The organism is Pseudomonas acericola (SeqCode), from assembly GCF_053456465.1.
The window spans coordinates 145,229-170,430 of record NZ_JBRFJB010000007.1 but is presented as its reverse complement, the minus strand read 5'-3'; the positions used below and the strand labels follow the sequence as shown (position 1 = coordinate 170,430).

Sequence of the window (25,202 nt, the reverse complement as noted above, 5' to 3'; positions counted from 1 at the left end):
CAGCCCCAACACAAACAACCGAGATCACCCTGGAAAACCGCAGCGCCTGGGTTGGGAGTGCTGCGCACTCCAGCGGGAGCAAGCTCCCTCGCCACAGGGGTCAACATCATGCATAAACCCTGCGCCCTGATCCCGGTCTACAACCACGAAGCCGCCGTGCCCGCCGTGGTCCAGAGCCTGTTGGACAGCGGCCTGCCCTGCCTGCTGGTAGACGACGGCAGCAGCCCAACCTGCGCGGCAGTGCTGGCGCAACTGGCAGCCTTGGATAACGTCACCTTGCTGACCCTGCCGAACAACCAAGGCAAGGGCGCCGCCGTCATGGCCGGTTTCCGTGAAGCCGCGCGCCTGGGTTTCAGCCACGCCCTGCAAGTGGACGCCGACGGCCAGCACGACCTGCGCGAAGTCGAGACCTTCCTCGACGCCTCGCGCACTCACCCCAACGCAATCATCTGCGGCTACCCCGAATACGACGAGAGCGTGCCCAAAGGGCGCCTGTACGCGCGTTACCTGACCCACGTGTGGGTGTGGATCAACACCCTGTCGTTGCAAATCCGCGACTCCATGTGCGGCTTTCGCGTGTACCCGCTGGCGCCCACCCTGGCACTGATGGACTCGGCCTACATCGGCACCCGCATGGATTTCGACTCCGACATCCTTGTACGTCTGGCCTGGCGCAACCAGCCGATGCGCTGGCTGCCGACCCGCGTGCACTACCCAGCGGACGGCCTGTCGCACTTCCGCCTGCTGCGCGACAACGTGCGCATCTCGGCGATGCACACCCGCTTGTTCTTCGGCATGTTGGTGCGCTCACCGATGATCCTGTGGCGGCGGTGGCAGGCATGAGCGACAGCACCAAGCACTGGGCCGACCGCGAGGAGCGCGGCAGCTTCCTGCTGATGAAACTCACCGCGTTCGCCGCCAAGGTCCTCGGCCGCCGCGTGTTGAGCCCGCTGCTGTACGCCATCGTCTTGTACTTCTTCCTGTTCGGTCGCACCGCACGCCACAGCGCCTGGCAATACCAGCAGCGCCTGGCCGACTGGAGCGGGCGTGATGACCTGCGCCCCACCCACAAGCGCGTCTTCGGCCAGTTCATGGCATTCGCCGACTCCCTGCTCGACAAGCTCGACGTGTGGAACGGCAAGCTGCGCCTGGAGCAGATCGAGATCAACGACCCGGCCAAGTTGCGCGGGCAACTGCGCGGCGAGCGCGGGCAGATGCTGGTGGGCGCGCACCTGGGCAACCTCGAAGTGTGCCGCGCCCTCGCCGAGATCGGTGAGCAAGTGACCATGAACGTGCTGGTGCACACCAAGCACGCCGAACAATTCAACCGCCTGCTGGGCGAAGCCGGGGCGACGCACTTGCGCCTGATCCAGGTCAGCGAGCTGGACCCGGCCACCATGCTCCTGCTCAGCCAGCGCCTGGACGACGGCGAATGGCTGGCCATCGCCGGCGACCGCGTGCCGCTGCACGGCGGGCGCACGGTGCGCGTGGACTTCCTCGGCCACGACGCCGCCTTCCCCCAAGGCCCGTGGTTGCTGGCCGGTTTGCTCAAATGCCCGGTGAACCTGCTGATGTGCCTCAAGCACCACAACCGCTATCGCCTGACCATCGAGCCTTTCGCCGAATTGATCGAATGGAAACGTAACACCCGCGAGCAGGTCATAGCCCTGTGGACCGCGCGCTACGCCGCACGCCTGGGCCAGTTCTGCCTGGAAGCGCCCCAACAATGGTTCAACTTTTACCCTTTCTGGAAGACCGATGACCACGCATCTTGAGCCGGTAACCTTTGGCGAACGCGCTTTGCGCATCGAAGACGTGCTGGCCCTGGCCAACCGTCAGGCGCCCACCCAATTGCAGGGCGATGCCGCGTATCGCCAGCGCATCGCCAAGGGCGCGCAGTTCCTCGACTCGCTGCTGGACAAGGAAGGCGTGATCTACGGCGTGACCACCGGCTACGGCGATTCCTGCGTGGTGGCCGTGCCGTTGCAGCACGTCGAAGCGCTGCCGCGTCACCTGTACACCTTCCACGGTTGCGGCCTGGGCAAGCTGCTCGATGCACAAGCCACCCGCGCGGTGCTGGCCGCGCGTTTGCAGTCGCTGTGCCACGGCGTGTCCGGCGTGCGCGTGGAACTGCTGGAACGCCTGCATGCCTTCCTTGAACACGACGTGCTGCCGCTGATCCCGGAAGAAGGCTCGGTGGGCGCCAGCGGTGACCTGACGCCGCTGTCCTACGTGGCCGCGACCTTGTCCGGCGAGCGTGAAGTGATGTTCCGTGGCGAACGCCGCCAGGCCGCCGACGTGCATCGCGAGCTGGGCTGGGACCCGCTGGTGCTGCGCCCGAAAGAAGCCCTCGCGCTGATGAACGGCACCGCCGTGATGACCGGCCTCGCGTGCCTGGCCTTCGCCCGCGCCGACTACCTGCTGCAACTGGCCACGCGCATCACGGCGCTGAACGTGGTGGCGCTGCAAGGCAACCCGGAACACTTCGACGAGCGCCTGTTCGCCGCCAAGCCGCACCCTGGGCAGATGCAAGTCGCCGCCTGGCTGCGCAAGGACCTGGCCATCGACGCACCGACCGCGCCACTGCATCGCTTGCAGGACCGCTACTCGCTGCGCTGCGCGCCCCACGTCCTCGGCGTGCTGGCCGACAGCTTGAACTGGCTGCGTTCGTTCATCGAGATCGAACTGAACAGCGCCAACGACAACCCGATCATCGACGCCGAAGAAGAACGCGTGCTCCACGGCGGGCACTTCTACGGCGGCCACATCGCCTTCGCCATGGACAGCCTCAAGACCCTGGTGGCCAACGTCGCCGACCTGCTCGACCGCCAACTCGCGCTGCTGGTGGACGTGCGCTACAACCACGGCCTGCCAAGCAACCTGTCCGGCGCTCCGGCGGATCGCGCGATGATCAACCATGGCTTCAAGGCCGTGCAGATCGGCACCAGCGCCTGGACCGCCGAAGCGCTGAAAAATACCATGCCGGCCAGCGTGTTCTCGCGTTCCACCGAATGCCATAACCAGGACAAAGTGAGCATGGGCACCATCGCCGCCCGCGATGCGATCCGCGTGCTGGAGCTGACCGAACAGGTCGCCGCCGCCACCTTGCTCGCCGCCAACCAGGGCGTGTGGCTGCGCGCCCAGGCCGCAGACGCCCGCCCACTGCCGCCAGCCTTGGCCGCGATGCACGAACAACTGGCCCAAGACTTCCCGCCGGTCATCGAAGACCGCGCCCTCGAAGGCGAACTACGCCTGTGCCTGCAACGCATCGCCGCACAACACTGGAGGCTGCATGCGTAGCCCCGGCGTGCTGCACTGCGACACCGAAATCCTCGTGCCGTTTTTCGACGTCGACACCATGAACGTCGTCTGGCACGGGCATTACGTGAAGTACCTGGAAGTGGCGCGCTGCGCGCTGCTGGACAAGCTCGGCCACAACTACACGCAGATGCTGGAGTCGGGCTACGCCTGGCCGGTGATCGACATGCAGCTGCGCTACGTGCGCGGCGCGGTGTTTGGCCAGACGATCAATGTGCGCGCGAGCTTGGTGGAGTGGGAGAACCGTTTGAAGGTTAATTACCTGATTACCGATTTGGCCAGCGGCGAGCGGTTGACCCGTGCGAGCACGGTGCAAGTAGCAGTGGACATCGCCAGTCGCGAGATGCAACTGGCCTCGCCCAAAATCTTCACCAACGCCGTCGAAAGGGCCTTGAAATGAAATCCCCTGTGGGAGCGGGCTTGCCCGCGATGGACGTCAACGATAATGCAATCCGCCTGACACTGCGCAGCGCCCTCAAGCTCATCGCGGGCAAGTCGAGACGTCGCACCGCCGCTCCCACATTTTTGATTGGGTTGTTCTTGAGTTTCAGTGCCCATGCTTTCGACTTGCAGCAGCTCAGCGACCAACTGGCCAAACCCTCGGTGATCCACGGCAACTTCACCCAGGAAAAACACCTGCGCGCCCTGCCCCAGCCGCTGGTCAGCAAAGGCACCTTCGTCCTCGCCAAGGACCACGGCCTGCTGTGGCTGCTGAAAACCCCGCTGCAACAGGACTACCGCATCAGCGCCCAAGGCATCGCCCGCCGTGACGCCAGTGGTTGGCAGCCGCTGCCAAACAAGAGCGCCGGCGCCGAGCAGAATCGCCTGTTCCTCGCCGTGCTCCAGGGCGACAGCAGCGGCTTGCAGCGTGACTTTGAGCTGCAACTGAAAGGCGCAGCCAACGACTGGAAGCTGACGCTGATCCCCCGCTCGCTGCTGTTAAAACAAGTTTTCACCCAGATCAATATCGACGGTGGCGAGCTGGTGCAAACCATCGAGCTGCTGGAAACCCAGGGCGACAGCACCCTGCTGCGCATGCAGGACAGCACCGCAGCCCTGCCCTTGAGCGACGCGGAGCAACACGACTTTGCGCAGTGAGCGTCTGTTACCACGCCTGTTCCTGATCCTGCTGGTGGCCGTGCTGGCCCTGGCCGGCTGGCAGTGGCGCCATGGCGCGCCGTTGTCGGCGAACCTGATGGAACTGGTGCCGGGCAACACGCCGGACGCCTTGGAGCTGCAAGCCGAACAGCGCATGCAAGAGCCGCTGAACCGCGAAATGCTGGTGCTGGTCGGGCATGCCGACCGCCAGCACGCGGTGGCCGTGGCGCAACAATTGGGCGAGCGCTGGCAAGCCAGCGGCCTGTTTGAAAAGGTCCAGTGGAACCTGCAAGCCGACTTGCCGGCGCTGCGCGAGCAATTGCTGCGCGGGCGTCTGGCGATGCTTTCGGCCAAAGACCGCGAGCAACTGATCGAACAACCCGACGCCTTCATCCAACAGCGTGTGCAAGCGCTGTTCGACCCCTTCACCGGCTTCAGCCTGGTGCCGAGCCAGGATGACTGGCTGGGCCTGACCGGGCGCATCCAGAACAGCCAGCCACAACATGGCTCGGTGCAGTTGGATATCGGCAGCGGCGCGTTGATCGCCGATGCCGACGGCAAGAGCTGGGTGCTGCTGCGTGCGCGCACCACCGGCAATGCCTTCGACATGAAACTGCCGCTGCAAGTGGCGGACCTGCTCCAGGCCAGCCGTACACAAGCCGGCGAGCAAGGCGCGCAGCTGCTCGCCGCCAGCGGGCTGCTGTATGCGGCCAACGGTCAGCAGCAAGCCACGCGGGAAATCACCTGGGTCGGCGGCGGCGCCACCGTCGGCATCCTGTTGTTGCTGTTGCTCGCCTTCCGCCGCTGGCGCGTGTTGCTGGCGTTTGTGCCGGTGCTGGTGGGCATGCTGTTTGGCGCGGTGGCCTGTGTGGCGCTGTTCGGCCATATGCATGTGATGACCCTGGTGCTGGGCTCCAGCCTGATCGGCGTGGCGGTGGATTACCCGCTGCACTATCTGTCGAAAAGCTGGAGCCTGAAACCCTGGCGCAGCTGGCCGGCGTTGCGCCTGACGCTGCCGGGCCTGAGCCTGAGCCTGGCCACCAGTTGCATCGGCTACCTGGCGCTGGCCTGGACGCCGTTCCCGGCGCTGACGCAAATCGCGGTGTTCTCGGCGGCCGGCCTGGTCGGCGCATACTTGTCGGCCGTGTGCCTGTTGCCAGCGCTGCTCAAGGGCGTCGAACTGCGCCCGGCGCAATGGCCGCTGCGCGTCGCCGAATGCCTGTGGCTGGTGCGCGAATCGCTGCTCAAGCGCGTACCGAGCGCGGCGCTGCTGGCGCTGTTGCTGCTGTTTTGCGCCGGTGGCCTGTGGCAACTCAACAGCAAAAACGATATTCGCCAATGGATCGGCGCGCCGCCGCAACTGCTGCAAGAAGCACAAGCCGTGGCACGGATTACCGGGTTCCAACCCACCAGCCAGTTCTTTCTGGTGCGCGCCGAGAACCAACAGCAGTTGCTGGAACGGGAAAGCGCCCTGGGCCAGCGCCTCGACCAACTGGTGAACATGGGCAAGCTCCAAGGCTACATGGCCCTCAGCCAACTGGTCAGCCTGCCCGCCGAGCAGCAAACACTGCGCGATGCGCTGAGCCAACTGCCGCAACACTGGCAACCGCTGCAGGACCTCGGCGTCCCCGCCAGCGCCCTGCAAGCCGAAGTCGCGCAACTGCAGGCGCTGCCTACCCAAGACATCGACGCCGCGCTGCAAGGCCCGCTGGCCGAACCCTGGCGCACCTTGTGGCTGGGCCCGGTGGACGGCGGCGTGGCAGCGATGGTCAGCCTGCAAGGCCTGAACAACCCGGCGCTGCTGCGGGTGCAGGCCGTGGATTTGCCTGGTGTGCAACTGGTGGATCGCCTGGGCGACCTGAACCGGGTGTTCGCCGACACGCAGATCAGCGCCGCTGAATTGAAATTGATGTCGTGCGTGCTGATCGTGCTGTTGCTGATCCTGCCGTTCGGCTTTGGCGGTGCCCTGCGCATCGTCGCCCTGCCGCTGCTCGCCGCGCTGTGCAGCCTGGCCAGCCTCGGTTGGCTGGGCCAGCCGCTGACCTTGTTCAGCCTGTTCGGCCTGCTGCTGGTCACGGCCATCAGCGTGGATTACGCGATCCTCATGCGCGAGCAGATCGGCGGCCCGGCGGTCAGCCTGCTGGGCACGCTGCTGGCGGCGCTGACGACCTGGTTGTCGTTCGGCCTGCTGGCGGTGTCCAGCACACCGGCGGTGAGTAATTTCGGCTTATCGGTCAGCCTCGGCCTGGCATTCAGCTTTATGCTGGCGCCCTGGGCCGGGCAACAGAAACACGCCTTATGAATGTGATTATCGCCAATGCGGCAAGGAGCCCTCGTGCCCATAGTTGAAATGGAACGTCGCCAGGTGGTGGTGATCGGTGCCGGTCCGTCCGGGGCCATCGCCGCCGCGCTGTTAAAGCGCAAAGGGCATGATGTATTGATCATCGAGCGCCAGCACTTCCCCCGGTTCTCGATCGGCGAAAGCCTGCTGTCCCACTGCATCGACTTCATCGAAGAAGCCGGCATGCTCGACGCCGTGCAGGCCGCCGGTTTCCAGGTGAAAACCGGCGCCGCGTTCGCCTGGGGCGAGCGCTACAGCGCGTTTGATTTCAGCGATACCTTCAGCAACGGCAAGCCGACCACCTTCCAGGTGCAGCGCGGCGAATTCGACAAGTTGCTGGCCGACCAGGCGGCGCTGCAAGGCGTGGACATCCGCTACGGCGAAACCATCGTCGGCGTCGATTTCAAAGGCGAAACCCGTTACCTGCACGTACGCCGCGAGAACGGCAGCGAGTACCACCTCAAGGCCAAGTTCGTGCTCGACGCCAGCGGCTACGGCCGCGTGCTGCCGCGCCTGCTGGACCTGGAGGCGCCGTCGAATTTCCCGGTGCGCCAGGCGGTGTTCACCCATATCGAAGACCGCATCGAACACCCGGGTTTCGACCGCACTAAAATCCTCATCACCACCCACCCGACCAAACGTGACATCTGGTTCTGGAGCATCCCGTTCAGCAACGGCCGCTGCTCGGTGGGCGTGGTCGCCGCCAAGGAGCATTTCGACGGCCGCGACGGCGACCTCGATGCCTGCCTGCGCGGGTTTATCGACGAAACCCCGAGCCTGTCCAACGTGCTGCAAAACGCCGTGTGGGACACGCCCGCGCGCACCATCGGCGGCTACTCGGCCAACGTCAAGACCCTGCACGGGCCGGGCTTTGCGCTGCTGGGCAATGCGGCCGAGTTCCTCGACCCGGTGTTCTCGTCCGGCGTGACCATCGCCATGCGTTCGGCAAGCATGGCCGCCGGCCTGTTGCACCGCCAGCTGACAGGCGAAACCGTGGACTGGCAAACCGAATTCGCCGAGCCATTGAAGCGCGGCGTGGACACCTTCCGCTGCTACGTCGAAGGCTGGTACGCCGGCACGTTCCAGGATGTGATCTACCACCCGGACAGCTCGCCGGAGATCCGCCGGATGATCTGCTCGATCCTCGCCGGTTACGCGTGGGATGAGCGCAACCCGTTTGTCAGCGAGCCCAAGCGGCGCTTGCGGATGTTGTCGGAAATCTGTGCGAGTGAGCCGGTATGAGCAGTCAGTACCTGAGTAAAAACTACGTCGAAGAAACCAGGTTCGGCTTCTGGTTCCTGCGCAGCCACACCTGGCAGCACCATGTGTTACGCGTGGCGATCAACGACCTGCGCAGCCTGTTCACGGACCCGCTGCCAGAGGCGCCGGTGCTGCTGGATGCCGGTTGCGGCCAGGGCAAGTCATTCCAATACCTGCGGCAGGTGTTCGCCCCCGCACGCCTGATCGGCCTCGACGCCGACCCCCACAGCCTGAAACTGAGCCAGGCTGAAGCGGCGCGTCAGGGCATGGCCGTGGAGCTGATCGGCAGCGATTGCGCCACGCTCGATGTGCCGGATGAAAGCGTCGATATCCTGTTCTGCCACCAGACCTTTCACCACTTGGTCGAACAGCATCGCGCGCTGAAAGAGTTCTACCGCGTGCTCAAGCCGGGCGGGTACCTGCTGTTTGCCGAGTCCACGGAAGCCTATATCGACACCTGGGTGATCCGCTGGCTGTTCCGCCACCCGATGCATGTGCAGAAAAGCGCCGAGGAATACCTGGAGATGATCCGCGAACAGGGCTTTGAATTCGGCCCGCAGAACGTCTCGTACCCGTATCTGTGGTGGAGCCGTTCCAGCGATTTCGGCCTGCTGGAGCGCTGGGGCCTACGCAAGGCGCCGCCGGTGGGGCAGCGCGAAGAAACCCTGGTCAACTGCGTGGCGCGCAAGCCCCTGGCGAGCGCGGCCCGATGATGCGTGCGTGGCTGATCGGCTGCCTGTTGCTGCTGAGCGCCTGCGCCAGCCAGCCGCCGTTGCCGGAGAAAACCCCGAGCCTGGCTTTGCCCCTGCAATTGCACGTGCAGCGCTTGGCCGACGGCCAGAGCCAGGACTGGCTGCTGGTGATCCAGCGCGAAGGCAGCGGCATTCGCTGGTCGATGATGGACCCGCTAGGCATTCCCCAGGCCCGGCAAAAACTGATCGATGGGCAGTGGCAGGCCGACGGCTTGCTGCCGCCCAATCCCCAGGCGCGCGAGCTGTTTGCCGCGCTGCTGTTTGCGCTGACCTCGGCCAATGACCTGCGCGCGCTGTATCCAAGCGCACAGGCGATGGACCTGACGCGCACTCTGCCGGGCCATTGGCAGATCGTGTATCAGTCGTCCGAAGTATTCAGCGTGAACATCAGCGGCCAGCCCCTCAGCTACCGCATCACGCCGCTGGGAGCCGCGCAATGACGGCCTACCTCAACGCCCTCGGCGTGATCTGCGCCCTCGGCCGTGGCCAGGCCGAGGTCAGCCGTAGCCTGTTTGCCGGCGACTGCTCGGGCATGGTCGCCGAAAGCGGCTGGGTGCCGGAACGTGTGTTGCCGGTTGGCGCTGTGCACGGCGAGCTGGCGACTATTCCCGCAGAACTCGGCCAGCAGAGCAGCCGCAATAACCAGCTGCTGCTGGAAGCGGCGTTGCAGATCGAGGGCGAGATTCGCCAGGCGATTCGCACCTACGGCGCGTCGCGGGTCGGCGTTGTGCTGGGTACCAGCACCTCGGGCATCGATGAGGCCAGCCGTGGCATCGCCCATTTCCTGCGGGAAAACCAGTTCCCCGGCGACTATGACTACCAGCAGCAGGAACTCAGCGCCCCGGCGAATTTCCTCGCCGACTGGCTGCAACTGAGTGGCCCGGCCTATGTGATTTCCACCGCCTGCACCTCCAGCGCCCGTGCGCTGATGAGTGCCCAGCGCCTGCTGGATTTGGGCGTGTGCGATGCGGTGATCTGCGGTGGCGTGGACAGTTTGTGCAAGCTCACGCTGAACGGCTTCAGCTCGCTGGAAGCGGTGTCGAACGAGCGCTGCAACCCGTTCTCGGTGAACCGCAACGGCATCAATATCGGTGAGGCGGCGGTGCTGTTTGTGATGAGCAGGGAGCCGGCGCCCATCGCCCTGCTGGGCAGCGGCGCCAGTTGCGATGCGCACCATATCTCCGCGCCCGAGCCCAGCGGCAAAGGCGCGTTGCAGTCGATGCGCAAGGCGTTGGCCAGCGCGAAATTGCAGCCCGGGCAGATCGGTTACCTGAACCTGCACGGCACCGCCACCCAGCACAACGACGCCATGGAAAGCCTGGCCGTCGCCAACCTGTTCCCCCACGGTGTGGCCTGCTCATCGACCAAACCCATGAGCGGCCACACCCTTGGTGCGGCTGGCGCGCTGGAAGCTGCGTTCTGCTGGCTGAGCCTGCGCCACGGCCAACTGCCGCCGCACGTCTGGGACGGCATGCCCGACCCGGCGCTGCCAGCCTTGCACTGGGCACGGCTGGGCGACACCCTGGAAAAACGCTGCCTGATGAGCAACTCGTTTGCCTTCGGCGGCAACAACGTCAGCCTGATTATCGGAGAGGCCCCATGACCCCTTGGCCACTCGCCGAACTGCTACCCCATGCCGGCGACATGATCCTGATCGACCAGGTGCTGTCGTACGATGAAGAGCAGATTCGCACCCGCGTCACCGTCACCCCCGGCGGCCTGTTCAACCGCGCCGACGGCAGCCTGCCGGCCTGGGTCGGCATTGAGTTGATGGCGCAAAGCGTCGCTGCCTACGCCGGTTGCCGTGCGCGCCACAAAGGCGAAGCCGTGGAACTGGGCTTCCTGTTGGGCACACGCAAGTTCGAGTGCAACGTGGAGCACTTTCCGGCCGGCGCCGAGTTGACCATCCACGGCCTGCGCTCCCTGGAAGACGACAACGGCATGGGTGTGTTCGAATGCCACCTCACCGGTGAGGGCATCCAGGCCAGTGCGCGCTTGAACGTATTCCGACCGCCCCAGGCGGCCACCTATTTAGATGAATCGAAGGACGTAACGCCATGACTGAATCCGTACTGGTCACCGGCTCCAGCCGTGGCATCGGCCGCGCCATCGCCCTGCGCCTGGCCCAGGCCGGGCATGACCTCGTGCTGCACTGCCGCAGCGGGCGTGCTGAAGCCGACGCGGTGCAGGTCGAAATCGAGGCGCTGGGCCGCAAGGCGCGGGTGCTGCAATTCGATGTGGCGGACCGGGCTGCATGCAAGGAAATCCTCGAAGCCGATGTTGAGCAACACGGCGCCTATTACGGCGTGGTGCTCAACGCCGGCCTGACCCGCGACGGCGCATTCCCGGCGTTGTCGGAAGACGATTGGGACGTGGTGATGCGCACCAACCTGGATGGTTTCTACAACGTGCTGCACCCGGTGATGATGCCGATGATTCGGCGTCGCGCCGCTGGCCGTATCGTGTGCATCACGTCGGTATCGGGGTTGATCGGCAACCGTGGCCAGGTCAATTACAGCGCGTCGAAAGCCGGCCTGATTGGCGCAGCCAAAGCCTTGGCGATTGAACTGGGCAAGCGCAAGATCACCGTCAACTGCGTCGCGCCGGGCTTGATCGACACGGCGATGCTGGATGAAAACGTACCGGTGGAAGAGCTGATGAAGATGATCCCGGCGCAACGCATGGGCACCCCGGAAGAGGTGGCTGGCGCGGTGAATTTCCTGATGTCGGCCGAAGCCGGCTATATCACCCGCCAGGTCCTGGCCGTGAATGGAGGCCTGTGCTGATGAAGCGCGTCGTCGTCACCGGCATGGCCGGCATGACCTCCCTGGGCGGCGATTGGGCCACCATTTCGGCCAACTTCCGCGCCAACCGCAGCGGTATCCGGCGCATGGACGAGTGGGACCGGTTCACCGAACTGAACACGCGCCTGGCCGGGCCAATTGACGATTTTGTCGTGCCGGCTCACTGGACCCGCAAGCAACTGCGCAGCATGGGCCGCGTCTCGCGCCTGGCGGTGTGGGCGGCGGAGCAGGCGTTGCAGGACGCCGGCTTGCTCGGTGACGAGTCGATCAAGGACGGGCGCATGGGCGTGGCCTGTGGCTCGTCCACCGGCAGCACCGACGAGATCAAGGCGTTCGGCAATATGTTGCTGAACTCGGTGGCCGAGGGGCTGAATGCCAACTCCTATGTGCGCATGATGCCGCACACCACGGCGGCGAATATCAGCATCTTCTTTGGCCTGACCGGGCGGCTGATCCCCACGTCCAGCGCCTGCACCAGCGGCAGCCAGGGCATCGGCTATGCCTATGAGGCGATCAAGTTCGGTCGCCTGCCTTTGATGCTCGCCGGCGGCGCCGAAGAGCTGTGCCCCACCGAAGCCATGGTGTTCGATGCGCTCTACGCCACCAGCCTGAAAAACGATGCGCCGCAGACCAGCCCACGCCCCTATGACAGCGGCCGCGATGGCCTGGTGATCGGCGAAGGCGGCGGCATGCTGGTGCTCGAAGAACTAGAACATGCGCTGGCGCGCGGTGCGCACATCCACGCGGAACTGGTCGGTTTCGGCAGCAACGCCGACGGCCAGCACACCACCCGACCGGAGCAGAAAACCATGCGCCGTGCCATGGAGCTGGCGCTGGAAGACGCCGGCCTGGAGCCGTCCGCCATCGGCTACGTCAACGGCCATGGCACCGCCACCGATCAAGGCGACGTCGCCGAGACCCTGGCCACCCACGCCCTGTTCGGCAGCCGCATGCCCATCAGTTCGCAGAAGAGCTTCCTCGGCCACACCTTGGGCGCGTGCGGCGCGCTGGAGTCGTGGTTCAGCATCGAGATGATGAACAGCAACCAATATGTGCACACCTTCAACCTGGACGCCGTCGACCCGCAATGCGGCGAGCTGGATTACCTGCAAGGTGAATTCCGCGAGATGCACCACGAATACGTGATGAACAACAACTTTGCCTTTGGCGGCGTCAACACGTCGCTGATCTTCCGCCGCTGGTCCTGAATTTTTAATCGATTGGAGAATACGGAATGTCTTCCTTGCTACGCGCCACCCTGATCACCCTGGCCCTGCTGACCACCGCCGGTTGCACCAACAAGCCAGTGCTTAACCCACAACACGAAATACCGGCCGATGTTCAGGTGGGCGAAGAGAAAATGAAGCAGGTCATCATCAACGCCCTGAAAAAGCGCGAGTGGAATGTGCAGCGCCTGAGCCCGCAACTGGTGCAGGCCGAGATCACCATCCGTAACCAGTATTACGCCGCCATCGACATCCGCTACACCCGCAACAGCTACGCCATCACCTACCGCGACAGCCGCGACCTGGGCTACAAGGACGGCAAGATCCATCGCAACTACAACCGCTGGGTGAACAACCTGGACAGCGACATCATGGCCGGGCTGCGCAGCAATGGCGCAAACGAGGCCGGCTCGGCGGCGCAGTTGTTTGAGCAGACGGGCACGACCAAGTAACGCGGGGACCGCCCCCCCCTGTGGCGAGGGAGCTTGCTCCCGCTGGGCTGCGCAGCAGCCCCACTACGATCACCGCGACTTTTCCGGCAGATCGCGGTGTCAGGTTTTAGGGGGCTGGCGCCCCCAGCGGGAGCAAGCTCCCTCGCCACACACAGTGAACTGGGGTTCTCCAGAAACGACAAAGGGCGCCTTTCGGCGCCCTCTTCACAAACAGGTTGGCTTGTCATCGCCGCGTCCTGCCTGGCTCTGCGATGGCTGGTTGCCCAGGATCCTCAGAGTCTCACAAGCCCCTTTCGGGAACGTGGGCAGTATGCCCGAGCAAACCGAATTGGCAAACACTGAAGCTCCCACCTGGATCTGCTTCGTTTTGAAGTGCGTTTTTCTTACTGAACAGCCTTACGCGTCAACAACTCCACAAACCCCTGCGCCATCGGCGTCTGCACGCCCTTGCGCTGCACCAGCCACACCGCCGTCACCGCCTCTTCATCCAGCAACGTGCGATAGACCACGCCATCAATGCGAATCCGCTGGTAAGACGCCGGCAGCACCGACACGCCCAACCCCGCCGCTACCAATCCAATGATGGTCATCGCCTCTCCCGCTTCCTGGGCGAAGTGTGGGCTGAAACCGGCGTCGCGGGCCAGGTTGATCAACTGCGCATAGAGCCCACTGCCGTAACTGCGCGGGAAAAACACAAACGGTTCCTCGGCCAATTGCGCCAGGTGCAAGCCGCGCTCGCTGCCTTCCACCAACGGATGGCCAGCGTTCAACACGGCCACCAGCGGCTCGCGCATCAGCTCGATCACACTCAGCGAATCCGGCAACGGCAGCGGGCGCATCAGGCCGACCTGGATCGACTCGTCCACCAGCGACTCGGCCACCTGGGTGCTGCTCATCTCCTGCAAGTTGAGATGCACCGCCGGGAACGCCTGACGGAACGCAAAGATCGCCTGGGGAATACTCGCGTTGAAAGGCGCCGACGAGGTGAAACCGATCTTCAGTTCCCCCAGCTCACCCAACTGCGCACGTCGTGCCACATCGGCGGCCTTGTCGACCTGGGCCAGCACCAACCGCGCCTCATGCAGGAACAAACGCCCCGCCTCGCTCAGTTCGACCCGACGATTGGTACGTTCGAACAAGCGCGCACCCACCTGCTGCTCCAGCGCCTGGATCTGCTGGCTCAGCGGCGGTTGCGAGATGCCCAGCACCTGCGCGGCGCGGCCGAAATGCAGTTCTTCGGCGACAGCGATGAAGTACCGCAGATGTCGTAATTCCATGCCAGCCTCATTAGGTCGTAAAAGCTCTCAAACAGGTCGAACAATATATTGGAAAGAATCATTAGCCAGCTATATTCTTTTTTGCATGGCCGGTCCTGGCTCGCTTTTCCTCCCCGAGGTCCCCGTGAATTCTGCTGTCGCTCCACTCGCTCAAGAAGTCCCGCCCACTGCCCTGGATGAGGTGGTGGCCCAGCTCAATGACGCCTACATCGAAAAAGGCACGCCGATGTTCATGCGCACGGTGCTGGCGCTGTTCTCCGGCGGTTTTGCCACCTTTGCCCTGCTGTATTGCGTACAGCCGATGATGCCAGCGCTGTCCCACGAGTTTTCCATCAATGCCGCGCAGAGCAGCCTGATCTTGTCGGTCGCCACCGCAATGCTTGCCTGTGGCCTGCTGATTACCGGGCCGATTTCCGACCGTTTGGGCCGCAAGCCGGTCATGGTTTCCGCCCTGTTCTGCGCCGCGCTGGCGACCATCGCCAGTGGCTTGATGCCGACGTGGGAAGGAATTCTGCTGATGCGCGCGTTGGTGGGCTTGTCATTGAGCGGCCTGGCCGCCGTCGCGATGACCTACCTCAGCGAAGAGATCCACCCGCAACACATCGGCCTGGCCATGGGCTTGTACATCGGTGGCAACGCGATTGGCGGCATGAGTGGGCGCTTGATCATGGGCGTGCTGATCGACTTCGTCAGTTGGCACACCGCCACATTGATCATCGGCGCCCTGGCGCTGATCGCCGCCACGGTGTTCTGGAAAATCCTCCCCGAATCGCGCAACTTCCGCGCCAGCAGCCTCAAGCCGCGCAGCCTGCTGGATGGGTTTGTCATGCACTTCAAGGACGCCGGCCTGCCGTGGTTGTTCCTCGAAGCCTTCCTGCTGATGGGCGCGTTCGTGACGATGTTCAACTACATCGGCTATCGCCTGCTGGGCGATCCGTACGACCTCAGCCAGGCCGTGGTCGGCCTGTTGTCGCTGGTGTACCTCTCGGGCATCTACAGCTCGGCGAAAATCGGCTCCCTCGCCGACCGCCTCGGCCGCCGCCGCGTGCTGTGGGCCACCATCGTGCTGATGCTCGCCGGCATCGCCCTGACCCTGTTCACCCCGCTGTGGCTGGTGGTGCCGGGCATGCTGATCTTCACCTTCGGCTTCTTCGGCGCCCACTCGGTGGCCAGCAGCTGGATCGGCCGCCGCGCGGTGAAGGCCAAGGGGCAGGCGTCGTCGTTGTATCTGTTCTGCTATTACGCGGGATCGAGTGTGGCGGGGACGGCGGGCGGGTTCTTCTGGCATTACGCCGAGTGGAACGGGATTGGCGGGTTTATCGTGGCGTTGTTGATTGGGGCGTTGCTGGTGGCGTTGAAGTTGGCGAAGTTGCCGCCGTTGGGGGCAGCGAAGACCTGAAGCGGTTCTGCTTTTATGTGGGAGCTGGCTTGCCTGCGATGGCGGTGGTGAATCCAACGCCGCCATCGCAGGCAAGCCAGCTCCCACATTTTTGACTTGTGTTCAGCCATGAAAAAGCCCGGCATTTAGCCGGGCTTTTTTTATTCGTGGTACTGCGCGGACAGTTCGTGCACCGCGCGCAAGAACGCGCCCGCATGCTCCGGGTTCACTTCCGGCGTAATGCCATGCCCCAGGTTGAACACGTGCCCACTGCCCTTGCCGTAGCTGGCGAGGATGCGCCCGACTTCGGTGCGGATCGCTTCCGGCTTGGCGTACAGCACGGTCGGGTCCATGTTGCCTTGCAGCGCGACGCGGTTGCCCACGCGCTGGCGGGCTTCGCCGAGGTCGCAGGTCCAGTCCAGGCCGAGTGCGTCGGCGCCGGCGTCGGCGATACTTTCCAGCCACAGGCCGCCGCCCTTGGTGAACATGATCACCGGTACTTTACGGCCTTCGTGTTCGCGGATCAGGCCGCTGACGATCTTGCGCATGTAGGCCAGGGAGAACTCCTGGTACGCCGCCGACGACAGGTTGCCGCCCCAGGTGTCGAAGATCTGCACGGCTTGCGCGCCGGCCATGATCTGCGCGTTGAGGTACGACGTAACCGACTGCGCCAGCTTGTCCAGCAGCAGGTGCATGGCTTGCGGGTTGTCGTAGAGCATCGCCTTGGTCTTGCGGAAGTCTTTCGACGAGCCGCCCTCGACCATGTAGGTGGCCAGGGTCCATGGGCTGCCGGAGAAGCCGATCAGCGGCACGCGGCCGTTAAGCTCGCGGCGGATGGTGCTGACGGCGTCCATCACGTAGCCGAGGTCCTTGTGCGGATCAGGGATCGGCAGGGCTTCGATATCGGCCAGGGTGCTGACGACTTTCTTGAAACGCGGGCCTTCGCCGGTTTCGAAGTACAGGCCTTGGCCCATGGCATCGGGAATGGTGAGGATGTCGGAGAACAGGATGGCCGCGTCCAGTTGCGGGTAGCGGTCCAGCGGCTGCAGGGTGACTTCGCAGGCGAACTCCGGGTTCATGCACAGGCTCATGAAGTCGCCGGCGTTGGCGCGGCTGGCGCGGTATTCCGGCAGGTAACGACCGGCCTGGCGCATCATCCACACAGGGGTGACGTCCACGGGTTGCTTGAGCAGGGCACGAAGGAAACGGTCGTTCTTGAGGGCAGTCATGTCGGCATCCGCAAAAAAAGTGCGGGCATTTTCTCAGAGCCGGACGCAAAAGGCACGGAGTGCGCCGTGCCTTTTGTCTATCGGGTTGATTTACGACAATAACTTGAACCTGCGCAAAACAAATGTGGGAGCTGGCTTGCCTGCGATTGCGGTGGTTCAGTCGATACATCCGGTGACTGTTACAGCGCTATCGCAGGCAAGCCAGCTCCCACAGTTTGATCCCATTTCAGCTCGGGATCGGGGTCAGACTTGCAGGTAATCCAGGATCCCTTCGGCGGCGTTACGCCCTTCGAAGATCGCGGTGACCACCAGGTCAGAACCGCGCACCATGTCGCCACCGGCGAAGATCTTCGGGTTGCTGGTCTGGTGCTTGTACTGGCCTTGTTCCGGGGCTACAACGCGGCCCTGGCTGTCGGTCTGGATCTGGAACTGCTCGAACCACGGCGCCGGGCTTGGACGGAAACCGAAAGCAATGACCACGGCATCAGCCGGGATGATTTCTTCGGAACCCGGGATCGGCTCAGGGCTGCGACGGCCACGGGCGTCCGGTTCGCCGAGACGGGTCTCGACCACCTTCACGCCTTCAACGCGGTCTTCACCAACGATGGCAATCGGCTGGCGGTTGTAGAGGAATTTCACGCCTTCTTCCTTGGCGTTCTTCACCTCTTTGCGCGAGCCGGGCATGTTCGCTTCGTCACGGCGATAAGCACAGGTCACCGACTTGGCGCCCTGGCGGATCGACGTACGGTTGCAGTCCATCGCGGTGTCACCACCGCCGAGCACCACGACCTTCTTGCCTTTCATGTCGACGAAATCTTCCGGCGACTTTTCAAAGCCCAGGTTGCGATTGACGTTGGCGATCAGGAAGTCCAGCGCGTCGTAAACGCCCGGCAGGTCCTCACCGGCAAAGCCGCCTTTCATGTAGGTGTAGGTGCCCATGCCCATGAACACGGCATCATATTCTTCGAGCAGTTGCTCCATGGTGATGTCTTTGCCGATTTCGGTATTGAGACGGAACTCGATACCCATGCCGGTGAATACTTCACGACGGTGGCTCAGGACGGTTTTTTCCAGCTTGAACTCGGGGATGCCGAAGGTCAGCAGGCCGCCGATTTCCGGGTTCTTGTCGAACACCACCGGGGTCACGCCACCACGTACCAATACGTCGGCACAACCGAGGCCGGCAGGGCCGGCGCCGATGATGGCGACGCGCTTGCCGGTCGGCTTGACCTTGGACATGTCCGGGCGCCAGCCCATGGCGAACGCGGTGTCGGTGATGTACTTCTCCACCGAACCGATGGTCACCGCGCCGAAGCCGTCGTTAAGGGTGCACGCACCCTCGCACAGACGGTCTTGCGGGCACACCCGGCCGCACACTTCCGGCAGGGTGTTGGTCTGGTGCGACAGCTCGGCGGCGGCGAGGATGTTGCCCTCGGCCACCAATTTGAGCCAGTTGGGAATGAAGTTGTGCACCGGGCACTTCCATTCGCAATACGGGTTACCGCAACCCAGGCAACGGTGGGCCTGGTCGGCCGAGTGCTGGGGTTTGAAGGGTTCGTAGATTTCCACGAACTCTTTCTTGCGTTGACGCAACAGTTTCTTCTTCGGATCTTTGCGCCCGACATCGATGAACTGGAAGTCGTTATTCAGACGTTCAGCCATATTAAAACCTCATCAAACTCTTCAGGCGCATATCACTGCGGGTTGGCACGGATGCTGGAAAGCAACGATTTCAGGTTGGCAGCCTTGGGCTTGACCAGCCAGAAACGACGCAGGTAATCATCGAGGTTTTCGGCGAGGTTACGACCCCATTCGCTGCCGGTCTCCTCGACGTACTCGTCCAGCACGTGCTGCAAGTGGTTCCGGTAGGACTCCATGGCTTCGCCGCTGATCCGCTGGATCTCGACCAACTCGTGGTTGACCTTGTCGACGAAGGTGTTGTCCTGGTCGAGCACGTAGGCGAAACCGCCGGTCATGCCCGAACCGAAGTTGTAACCGGTCTTGCCCAGTACCGCGACAAAGCCCCCGGTCATGTACTCGCAGCAGTGATCGCCCGTGCCTTCCACCACGGTGTGGGCACCGGAGTTGCGCACGGCGAAACGCTCACCGGCCGTACCGGCGGCGAACAGCTTGCCACCGGTGGCGCCGTACAAGCAGGTGTTGCCGATGATGGCACTGTCCTGGGTCTTGTAGACGCTGCCTTTCGGCGGAACGATCACCAGCTTGCCGCCGGTCATGCCCTTGCCCACGTAGTCGTTGGCGTCGCCTTCCAGGTACATGTGCAGGCCACCGGCGTTCCACACGCCAAAGCTCTGGCCCGCAGTGCCTTTGAAGCGGAACGTGATCGGCGCTTTCGCCATGCCTTGGTTGCCGTGCTTGCGCGCGATTTCGCCGGAGATGCGCGCGCCGATGGAACGGTCGCAGTTGCAGATATCCAGGGCGAAATCGCCACCGCTGGCGTCGTTGATCGACGAGCCGGCGATTTCCACCATCTTCTCGGCCAGCAGGCCTTTGTCGAACGGTGGGTTGCGCTCGACGCCGCAGAACTGCGGTTTGTCGGCCGGGATGTGATCGCTGCCCAACAGCGGCGTCAGGTCCAGGTGGTGCTGCTTGGCGGTCTGGCCCTGGAGGATTTCCAGCAGGTCGGTACGACCGATCAGCTCTTCGAGGGAGCGCACGCCCAGCTTGGCCAGCCACTCACGGGTTTCTTCGGCGACGTAGGTGAAGAAATTCACCACCATGTCGACAGTGCCGATGTAGTGATCCTTGCGCAGCTTCTCGTTCTGGGTGGCTACACCGGTGGCGCAGTTGTTCAGGTGGCAGATGCGCAGGTATTTGCAGCCCAGGGCGATCATTGGCGCGGTGCCGAAGCCGAAGCTTTCGGCGCCGAGGATCGCGGCCTTGATCACGTCGAGGCCGGTTTTCAGGCCGCCGTCGGTTTGCACACGGACCTTGCCACGCAGGTCGTTGCCGCGCAGGGTCTGGTGGGTTTCAGCCAGGCCCAGTTCCCATGGCGCGCCAGCGTACTTGATGGAGGTCAGCGGCGAAGCGCCGGTGCCGCCGTCGTAGCCGGAGATGGTGATCAGGTCGGCATAGGCCTTGGCCACGCCAGCGGCGATGGTGCCCACGCCGGCTTCTGCTACCAGTTTCACCGAGACCAGGGCCTTCGGGTTGACTTGTTTCAAGTCGAAAATCAGCTGCGACAAGTCTTCAATCGAGTAGATGTCGTGGTGCGGCGGTGGCGAAATCAGGGTCACGCCCGGCACGGCATAACGCAGCTTGGCGATCAGGCCGTTGACCTTGCCGCCTGGCAGTTGCCCGCCTTCGCCCGGCTTGGCGCCCTGGGCCACCTTGATCTGCAGCACTTCGGCGTTGACCAGGTATTCCGGGGTCACGCCGAAACGGCCAGTCGCGACCTGCTTGATTTTCGAGCTCTTGATGGTGCCGTAGCGCGCCGGGTCTTCACCGCCTTCACCGGAGTTGGAACGCGCACCCAGGCGGTTCATGGCTTCGGCCAGGGCTTCGTGAGCCTCAGGCGACAAGGCGCCCAGGGAGATACCGGCGGAGTCGAAGCGCTTGAGGATCGATTCCAGCGGCTCGACTTCGCTGATGTCCATCGGCGTGTCCAAGGTCTTCACCTTGAACAGATCGCGGATCATCGACACCGGGCGGTTATCCACCAGGCTCGTGTATTCCTTGAACTTGGCGTAGTCGCCCTGCTGCACAGCGGCTTGCAGGGTGTTGACCACGTCCGGGTTGTACGCGTGGTATTCGCCACCGTGCACGAACTTGAGCAGGCCGCCTTGCTGGATCGGCTTGCGCGCGCTCCAGGCTTCGGCGGCCAGGGCTTTCTGCTCGGCTTCGATATCGACGAAACGCGCGCCCTTGATGCGGCTTGGCACGCCACGGAAGCTCAGGTCGCAGACTTCTTCGGACAGGCCGATGGCTTCGAACAGTTGCGCACCGCGATAGGACGTGACGGTGGAGATGCCCATCTTCGACAGGATCTTCAGCAGGCCCTTGGTGATGCCTTTACGGTAGTTCTTGAACACCTCATAGAGGTCGCCCAGCACTTCACCGGTACGGATCAGGTCGCCGAGTACTTCGTACGCGAGGAACGGATACACCGCCGAGGCGCCGAAGCCGATCAACACCGCAAAGTGATGCGGGTCGCGGGCGGTGGCGGTTTCGACGAGGATGTTGGAGTCGCAGCGCAGGCCTTTTTCGGTCAGGCGGTGGTGCACCGCGCCGGTGGCCAGGGAGGCGTGGATCGGCAGCTTGCCCGGGGCGATGTGACGGTCGGTCAGCACGATTTGGGTACGACCGGCACGCACGGCTTCTTCGGCCTGGTCGGCGACGTTGCGCACCGCGGCTTCAAGGCCGAGGCTCTCGTCGTAGTTCAGGTCGATGATCTGGCGGTCGAAGCCTGGGCGGTCCAGGGTCATCAACGAGCGCCACTTGGCCGGGGAGATCACTGGCGAGCTGAGGATCACGCGGGAGGCGTGCTCAGGCGATTCCTGGAAGATGTTGCGCTCGGCACCGAGGCACACTTCCAACGACATCACGATGGCTTCGCGCAGCGGGTCGATCGGCGGGTTGGTCACCTGGGCGAACTGCTGGCGGAAGTAGTCGTACGGCGTGCGCACGCGCTGGGACAGCACGGCCATCGGCGTGTCATCGCCCATGGAGCCGACGGCTTCGTAGCCCTGCTCACCGAGTGGGCGCAGCACCTGGTCGCGCTCTTCGAACGTGACCTGGTACATCTTCATGTACTGCTTGAGCTGGTCGACGTCATAGAAAGCCGAACCGTGGTCGTTGTCTTCCATGGTCGCCTGGATGCGCAGGGCGTTCTTGCGCAGCCATTGCTTGTACGGGTGACGGGACTTCAAGCGGTTGTCGATCGCATCGGTGTCGAGGATCTGCCCGGTTTCGGTGTCCACGGCGAGGATCTGCCCAGGGCCGACGCGGCCTTTGGCGATCACGTCTTCGGGCTGGTAGTTCCACACGCCGATTTCCGACGCGAGGGTGATGAAACCGTTGGTGGTGGTCACCCAACGCGCCGGGCGCAGGCCGTTGCGGTCGAGCAGGCACACGGCGTAGCGACCGTCGGTCATCACGACGCCGGCCGGGCCGTCCCACGGTTCCATGTGCATCGAGTTGTACTCGTAGAACGCACGCAGGTCCGGGTCCATGGTTTCGACGTTCTGCCACGCTGGCGGAATGATCATGCGCACGCCACGGAACAGGTCGATGCCGCCGGTGACCATCAGTTCGAGCATGTTGTCCATGCTGGAGGAGTCGGAGCCGACGCGGTTGACCAGCGGGCCGAGCTCTTCCAGGTCCATCAGATCGTTGGCGAACTTGGTGCGACGGGCCACGGCCCAGTTGCGGTTGCCGGTGATGGTGTTGATCTCGCCGTTGTGGGCGAGGAAGCGGAATGGCTGGGCCAGCGGCCATTTCGGCAGGGTGTTGGTGGAGAAGCGCTGGTGGAACACGCAGATTGCGGTTTGCAGGCGCTCATCGCTGAGGTCTGGATAGAAGGCGGTGAGGTCCGCCGGCATCATCAGGCCTTTGTAAATGATGGTCTTGTGGGAAAAGCTGCAGATGTAGTGCTCGGTGTCGGCGGCGTTGGAAACCGACGAACGACGACGCGAGGTGAACAGCTTGATCGCCATGTCCTGGTCGCTCAGGCCATCGCCGGCGATGAACACTTGTTCGATCTGCGGCAGGCGCTCAAGCGCGAGGCGGCCGAGGACGCTGGTGTCGATCGGCACTTTGCGCCAGCCGACGAGTTGCAGGCCGGCGGCGACGATTTCGCGGTTCATGTTCTCGCGAGCGGCTTGGGCTTTGACCGGGTCCTGGTTGAAGAACACCATGCCCACGGCGTACTGCTTGGGCAGGTCGACCGCAAATTGCTCTTTGGCGACAGCGCGCAGGAACAGGTCGGGCTTTTGAATCAGCAAGCCACAACCGTCACCGGTCTTGCCGTCGGCGTTGATCCCACCGCGGTGGGTCATGCAGGTCAGGGCCTCGATGGCCGTTTGCAGAAGGGTGTGGCTGGGCTCGCCCTGCATGTGGGCTATCAGGCCGAAACCACAGTTATCCTTGAATTCATCGGGTTGGTACAGACCTGCTTTCATAGACACTTTCTCACCAGGCTGCCTCTTATAACGAGGCAAATTTCTTTTCAATTCAACCGGTTACCTTCCACGCCGAACGTACGCCGGCTTAGCGGGGGCAAAAGGGAGGTCATTGTACACACCGACACAGACGCTCACAAATTTAGCGACGAAATGTCGCAAATCTATGTCGCATTTATGAAAGGTTTAAAGCGATATGCTGTGCTAGTCAAAACTTTTTTAATTCTGACCGCTACGACTCAAAAGCCACTGTGACGCAGACACCACAAAGCGCGCGGCCTGTAAGGGCAGCACGCACTTGCGGATATTTTTTGAGGTGCCGGGAGGGCGGCCTGGGTAAGGCCGCCGGATCTTCAGCGAGTTGTTGCGAGTTCTTGTTGAACGCTGGCAACAGTGCGAGGCCAAGGTTTACCAGCCTGAACCTTCGCTGGCAAGGTTTTGATCGCAGAATCAGCGGCTGCACGGCTGGAGAAGTTGCCGTAGGTGATCACGTAGAGAGGCTTGCCGTTGAGCACTTTCTTGAAATAACGGTACTCGCCGCCCTGCTCTTTCACGAACGCTTGGGCGTTGGCTTCGGAGCTGGTGCCGAGGATCTGCACGACGAAGTTGCTGGCAGGCTGGCTGCCATACCAACCGCTACCCGCTGCACCCGCTTTGGCGACGGTGACAGGCTTTTCAGCCGGTTTGGCGGCCGGAGCCGGGGCTGGCTTGGCAGCAGGCGCAGGCGCTGCGACAACCGGTTTGGTCACTGGTGCCGGCTTGGCGGTGGCGACAGTCGGTGCCGGCGTCGGCTTGGCCACCGCTGCTGGCTGGCCTGCTGGCACGCCTGCAGGTGGCGCGGTCGTGGTGACGGTTGGCGGGGTGGCGCTGGAGCCTTCCACCGGCACGCCGTCGTCGCCTTCGGAGATGCCACCGGCTTCTTCGGCGAGCGGGCCGCGCATCACCGGCTGACCGACCATCGGCAGGTTGGTCGGCTGGCCGGAGTTGGCGAATTCAACGTTCGGAGTAGGCTTGCCCAGTGGCAACTGCGCCTGTTCGGTTGGCGCGCCGGCAGTGGTCGGTGCCTTGCTGCGACCCGGGATCAACCAGGCGGCGGCAACAGCAACCACAACAACTGCGGAAATAGCCAATACGTGCTTCTTAGGCATAGTGAACCCCATCTTTGGACGCTTGACCGCAGAGCGGCTGGCAATCATGGCTTCGATCATCGCATCGCGGGCAACCTGGTTGATGGTGCCAGGCCAGCCGTCGGAGCTTTCGTGAATATCAGAGATCTGATTTGCCGTGAAAAGTTCGATACCGGCGCCTGCACCTTCCAGGCGTTGAGCCAGGTATTCGCGGGTTTCTTCTTCTTCGTACGGCTGCAATTCGATCACGTGGAACAGCTCTTGATCACCGCTGATCTGCTCCAGATCGGCGATCAGCGACGACTCACCAAACAGGAACACATGCGGGCGACCTTCCGGCGTACCGGCGGCCAGCGCCAGCAGCGCTTCGAGGGCGGACTCGTCGAGCTGCTCGGCGTCATCCACCAGCAAATAGACTTCCTGGCCGGTCAGACCCAGCTGCACCACCTGCTTGAGGATCGCGTTCGGCTCGGCCGTGGACACGTCCAGCGCCTGGGCCACCTGGCGCAGCACGCCAGCTGCATCACCGGCGCCGCGCGCGGAGACCACCACGCTCTGCACCGATTGCTTGTTGGTGCTCGCCACCAACGCCTGGCGCAGCAAGGTCTTGCCGCTGCCCAACGGGCCGGTAACCACCAGCAGCAACTGGCTGTAGCGCGCCAGATGATGCAACTGCCCCAGCACTGGCTTGCGCTGGGCCGGGAAAAATTTGAAACCAGGCACCCGTGGAGCAAAAGGGTCGTGGCTTAACTGGTAATGGCCGAGGAACGCCTCGTCGGCATGCAAACTAGTCATCGGGA

20 protein-coding genes are annotated in these 25,202 nt (G+C 63.5%); 15 read left to right on the top strand and 5 right to left on the bottom strand.

The window, feature by feature from the left end:
- Positions 1 to 108 precede the first annotated feature (108 nt).
- The 14 genes from ACU688_RS23360 to ACU688_RS23295 are packed head-to-tail and all read left to right on the top strand — an operon-like array spanning position 109 to position 13,251.
- A complete protein-coding gene (locus tag ACU688_RS23360; RefSeq protein WP_448186531.1) occupies positions 109 to 843 on the top strand; it encodes a glycosyltransferase family 2 protein in 735 nt (244 codons plus the stop codon).
- Positions 840 to 1,775 (top strand): lysophospholipid acyltransferase family protein, encoded by a 936-nt coding sequence (locus ACU688_RS23355; protein WP_448186530.1) that lies wholly within the window; start codon positions 840 to 842, stop codon positions 1,773 to 1,775. The genes ACU688_RS23360 and ACU688_RS23355 overlap by 4 nt, the downstream gene beginning before the upstream one ends.
- Positions 1,759 to 3,300 carry an HAL/PAL/TAL family ammonia-lyase gene (locus ACU688_RS23350; protein ID WP_207041240.1) on the top strand — a complete coding sequence of 514 codons (1,542 nt, stop codon included), beginning with the start codon at positions 1,759 to 1,761 and terminating at the stop codon, positions 3,298 to 3,300. The genes ACU688_RS23355 and ACU688_RS23350 overlap by 17 nt, the downstream gene beginning before the upstream one ends.
- Entirely contained in the window at positions 3,293 to 3,718 is a 426-nt protein-coding gene (locus ACU688_RS23345) for an acyl-CoA thioesterase (RefSeq protein ID WP_448186529.1), read from the top strand. Before ACU688_RS23350 ends, ACU688_RS23345 begins: the two co-directional genes overlap by 8 nt.
- A 29-nt stretch (positions 3,719 to 3,747) precedes the next feature.
- Positions 3,748 to 4,416 (top strand): outer membrane lipoprotein carrier protein LolA, encoded by a 669-nt coding sequence (locus tag ACU688_RS23340; RefSeq protein ID WP_448186568.1) that lies wholly within the window; start codon positions 3,748 to 3,750, stop codon positions 4,414 to 4,416.
- Positions 4,406 to 6,718: an MMPL family transporter gene (locus ACU688_RS23335; RefSeq protein WP_448186528.1), complete on the top strand. Its 2,313-nt coding sequence runs from the start codon at positions 4,406 to 4,408 to the stop codon at positions 6,716 to 6,718. Before ACU688_RS23340 ends, ACU688_RS23335 begins: the two co-directional genes overlap by 11 nt.
- Positions 6,719 to 6,751: 33 nt before the next feature.
- A complete protein-coding gene (locus ACU688_RS23330; protein ID WP_448186527.1) occupies positions 6,752 to 7,999 on the top strand; it encodes an NAD(P)/FAD-dependent oxidoreductase in 1,248 nt (415 codons plus the stop codon).
- Positions 7,996 to 8,730: a class I SAM-dependent methyltransferase gene (locus tag ACU688_RS23325; protein WP_448186526.1), complete on the top strand. Its 735-nt coding sequence runs from the start codon at positions 7,996 to 7,998 to the stop codon at positions 8,728 to 8,730. The genes ACU688_RS23330 and ACU688_RS23325 overlap by 4 nt, the downstream gene beginning before the upstream one ends.
- Entirely contained in the window at positions 8,727 to 9,209 is a 483-nt protein-coding gene (locus ACU688_RS23320; protein ID WP_448186525.1) for a hypothetical protein, read from the top strand. The genes ACU688_RS23325 and ACU688_RS23320 overlap by 4 nt, the downstream gene beginning before the upstream one ends.
- Positions 9,206 to 10,372, top strand: coding sequence for a beta-ketoacyl-[acyl-carrier-protein] synthase family protein (locus ACU688_RS23315; RefSeq protein WP_448186524.1), 1,167 nt, complete (start codon positions 9,206 to 9,208; stop codon positions 10,370 to 10,372). Before ACU688_RS23320 ends, ACU688_RS23315 begins: the two co-directional genes overlap by 4 nt.
- Positions 10,369 to 10,830, top strand: a complete 462-nt coding sequence (locus ACU688_RS23310; RefSeq protein ID WP_017738881.1) for a hotdog family protein — start codon at positions 10,369 to 10,371, stop codon at positions 10,828 to 10,830. The genes ACU688_RS23315 and ACU688_RS23310 overlap by 4 nt, the downstream gene beginning before the upstream one ends.
- A complete protein-coding gene (gene fabG, locus ACU688_RS23305) occupies positions 10,827 to 11,555 on the top strand; it encodes a 3-oxoacyl-ACP reductase FabG (RefSeq protein ID WP_257781865.1) in 729 nt (242 codons plus the stop codon). Before ACU688_RS23310 ends, fabG begins: the two co-directional genes overlap by 4 nt.
- The gene (locus ACU688_RS23300; RefSeq protein ID WP_448186523.1) at positions 11,555 to 12,781 is read left to right on the top strand and encodes a beta-ketoacyl-ACP synthase; all 1,227 of its coding nucleotides are present in this window, start codon (positions 11,555 to 11,557) and stop codon (positions 12,779 to 12,781) included. Before fabG ends, ACU688_RS23300 begins: the two co-directional genes overlap by 1 nt.
- 26 nt (positions 12,782 to 12,807) lie before the next feature.
- Positions 12,808 to 13,251, top strand: coding sequence for a hypothetical protein (locus ACU688_RS23295; RefSeq protein WP_448186522.1), 444 nt, complete (start codon positions 12,808 to 12,810; stop codon positions 13,249 to 13,251).
- Between the two features lie 383 nt (positions 13,252 to 13,634).
- On the opposite strand, the gene ACU688_RS23290 is transcribed toward ACU688_RS23295, so the two are convergent.
- Positions 13,635 to 14,528 carry a LysR family transcriptional regulator gene (locus ACU688_RS23290; protein WP_448186521.1) on the bottom strand — a complete coding sequence of 298 codons (894 nt, stop codon included), beginning with the start codon at positions 14,526 to 14,528 and terminating at the stop codon, positions 13,635 to 13,637.
- Positions 14,529 to 14,700: 172 nt separating this feature from the next.
- On the opposite strand from ACU688_RS23290, the gene ACU688_RS23285 reads away from it, so the two are divergent.
- Positions 14,701 to 15,927: an MFS transporter gene (locus tag ACU688_RS23285; RefSeq protein WP_448186567.1), complete on the top strand. Its 1,227-nt coding sequence runs from the start codon at positions 14,701 to 14,703 to the stop codon at positions 15,925 to 15,927.
- Positions 15,928 to 16,067: 140 nt separating this feature from the next.
- Here the strand turns inward: ACU688_RS23285 and hemE are convergent, their stop codons facing one another.
- From hemE to ACU688_RS23265, 4 genes are all read right to left on the bottom strand, one after another.
- Positions 16,068 to 17,135: a uroporphyrinogen decarboxylase gene (gene hemE, locus ACU688_RS23280; RefSeq protein WP_257782689.1), complete on the bottom strand. Its 1,068-nt coding sequence runs from the start codon at positions 17,133 to 17,135 to the stop codon at positions 16,068 to 16,070.
- A 243-nt stretch (positions 17,136 to 17,378) separates the two neighbouring features.
- Complete coding sequence (locus ACU688_RS23275; protein ID WP_016979195.1) at positions 17,379 to 18,797, bottom strand: FAD-dependent oxidoreductase; 1,419 nt, start codon at positions 18,795 to 18,797, stop codon at positions 17,379 to 17,381.
- A 32-nt stretch (positions 18,798 to 18,829) separates the two neighbouring features.
- Positions 18,830 to 23,275, bottom strand: coding sequence for a glutamate synthase large subunit (gltB, locus tag ACU688_RS23270; RefSeq protein ID WP_448186520.1), 4,446 nt, complete (start codon positions 23,273 to 23,275; stop codon positions 18,830 to 18,832).
- A gap of 353 nt (positions 23,276 to 23,628) precedes the next feature.
- The gene (locus ACU688_RS23265) at positions 23,629 to 25,197 is read right to left on the bottom strand and encodes an SPOR domain-containing protein (protein WP_448186519.1); all 1,569 of its coding nucleotides are present in this window, start codon (positions 25,195 to 25,197) and stop codon (positions 23,629 to 23,631) included.
- Between the last annotated feature and the right edge of the window lie 5 nt (positions 25,198 to 25,202).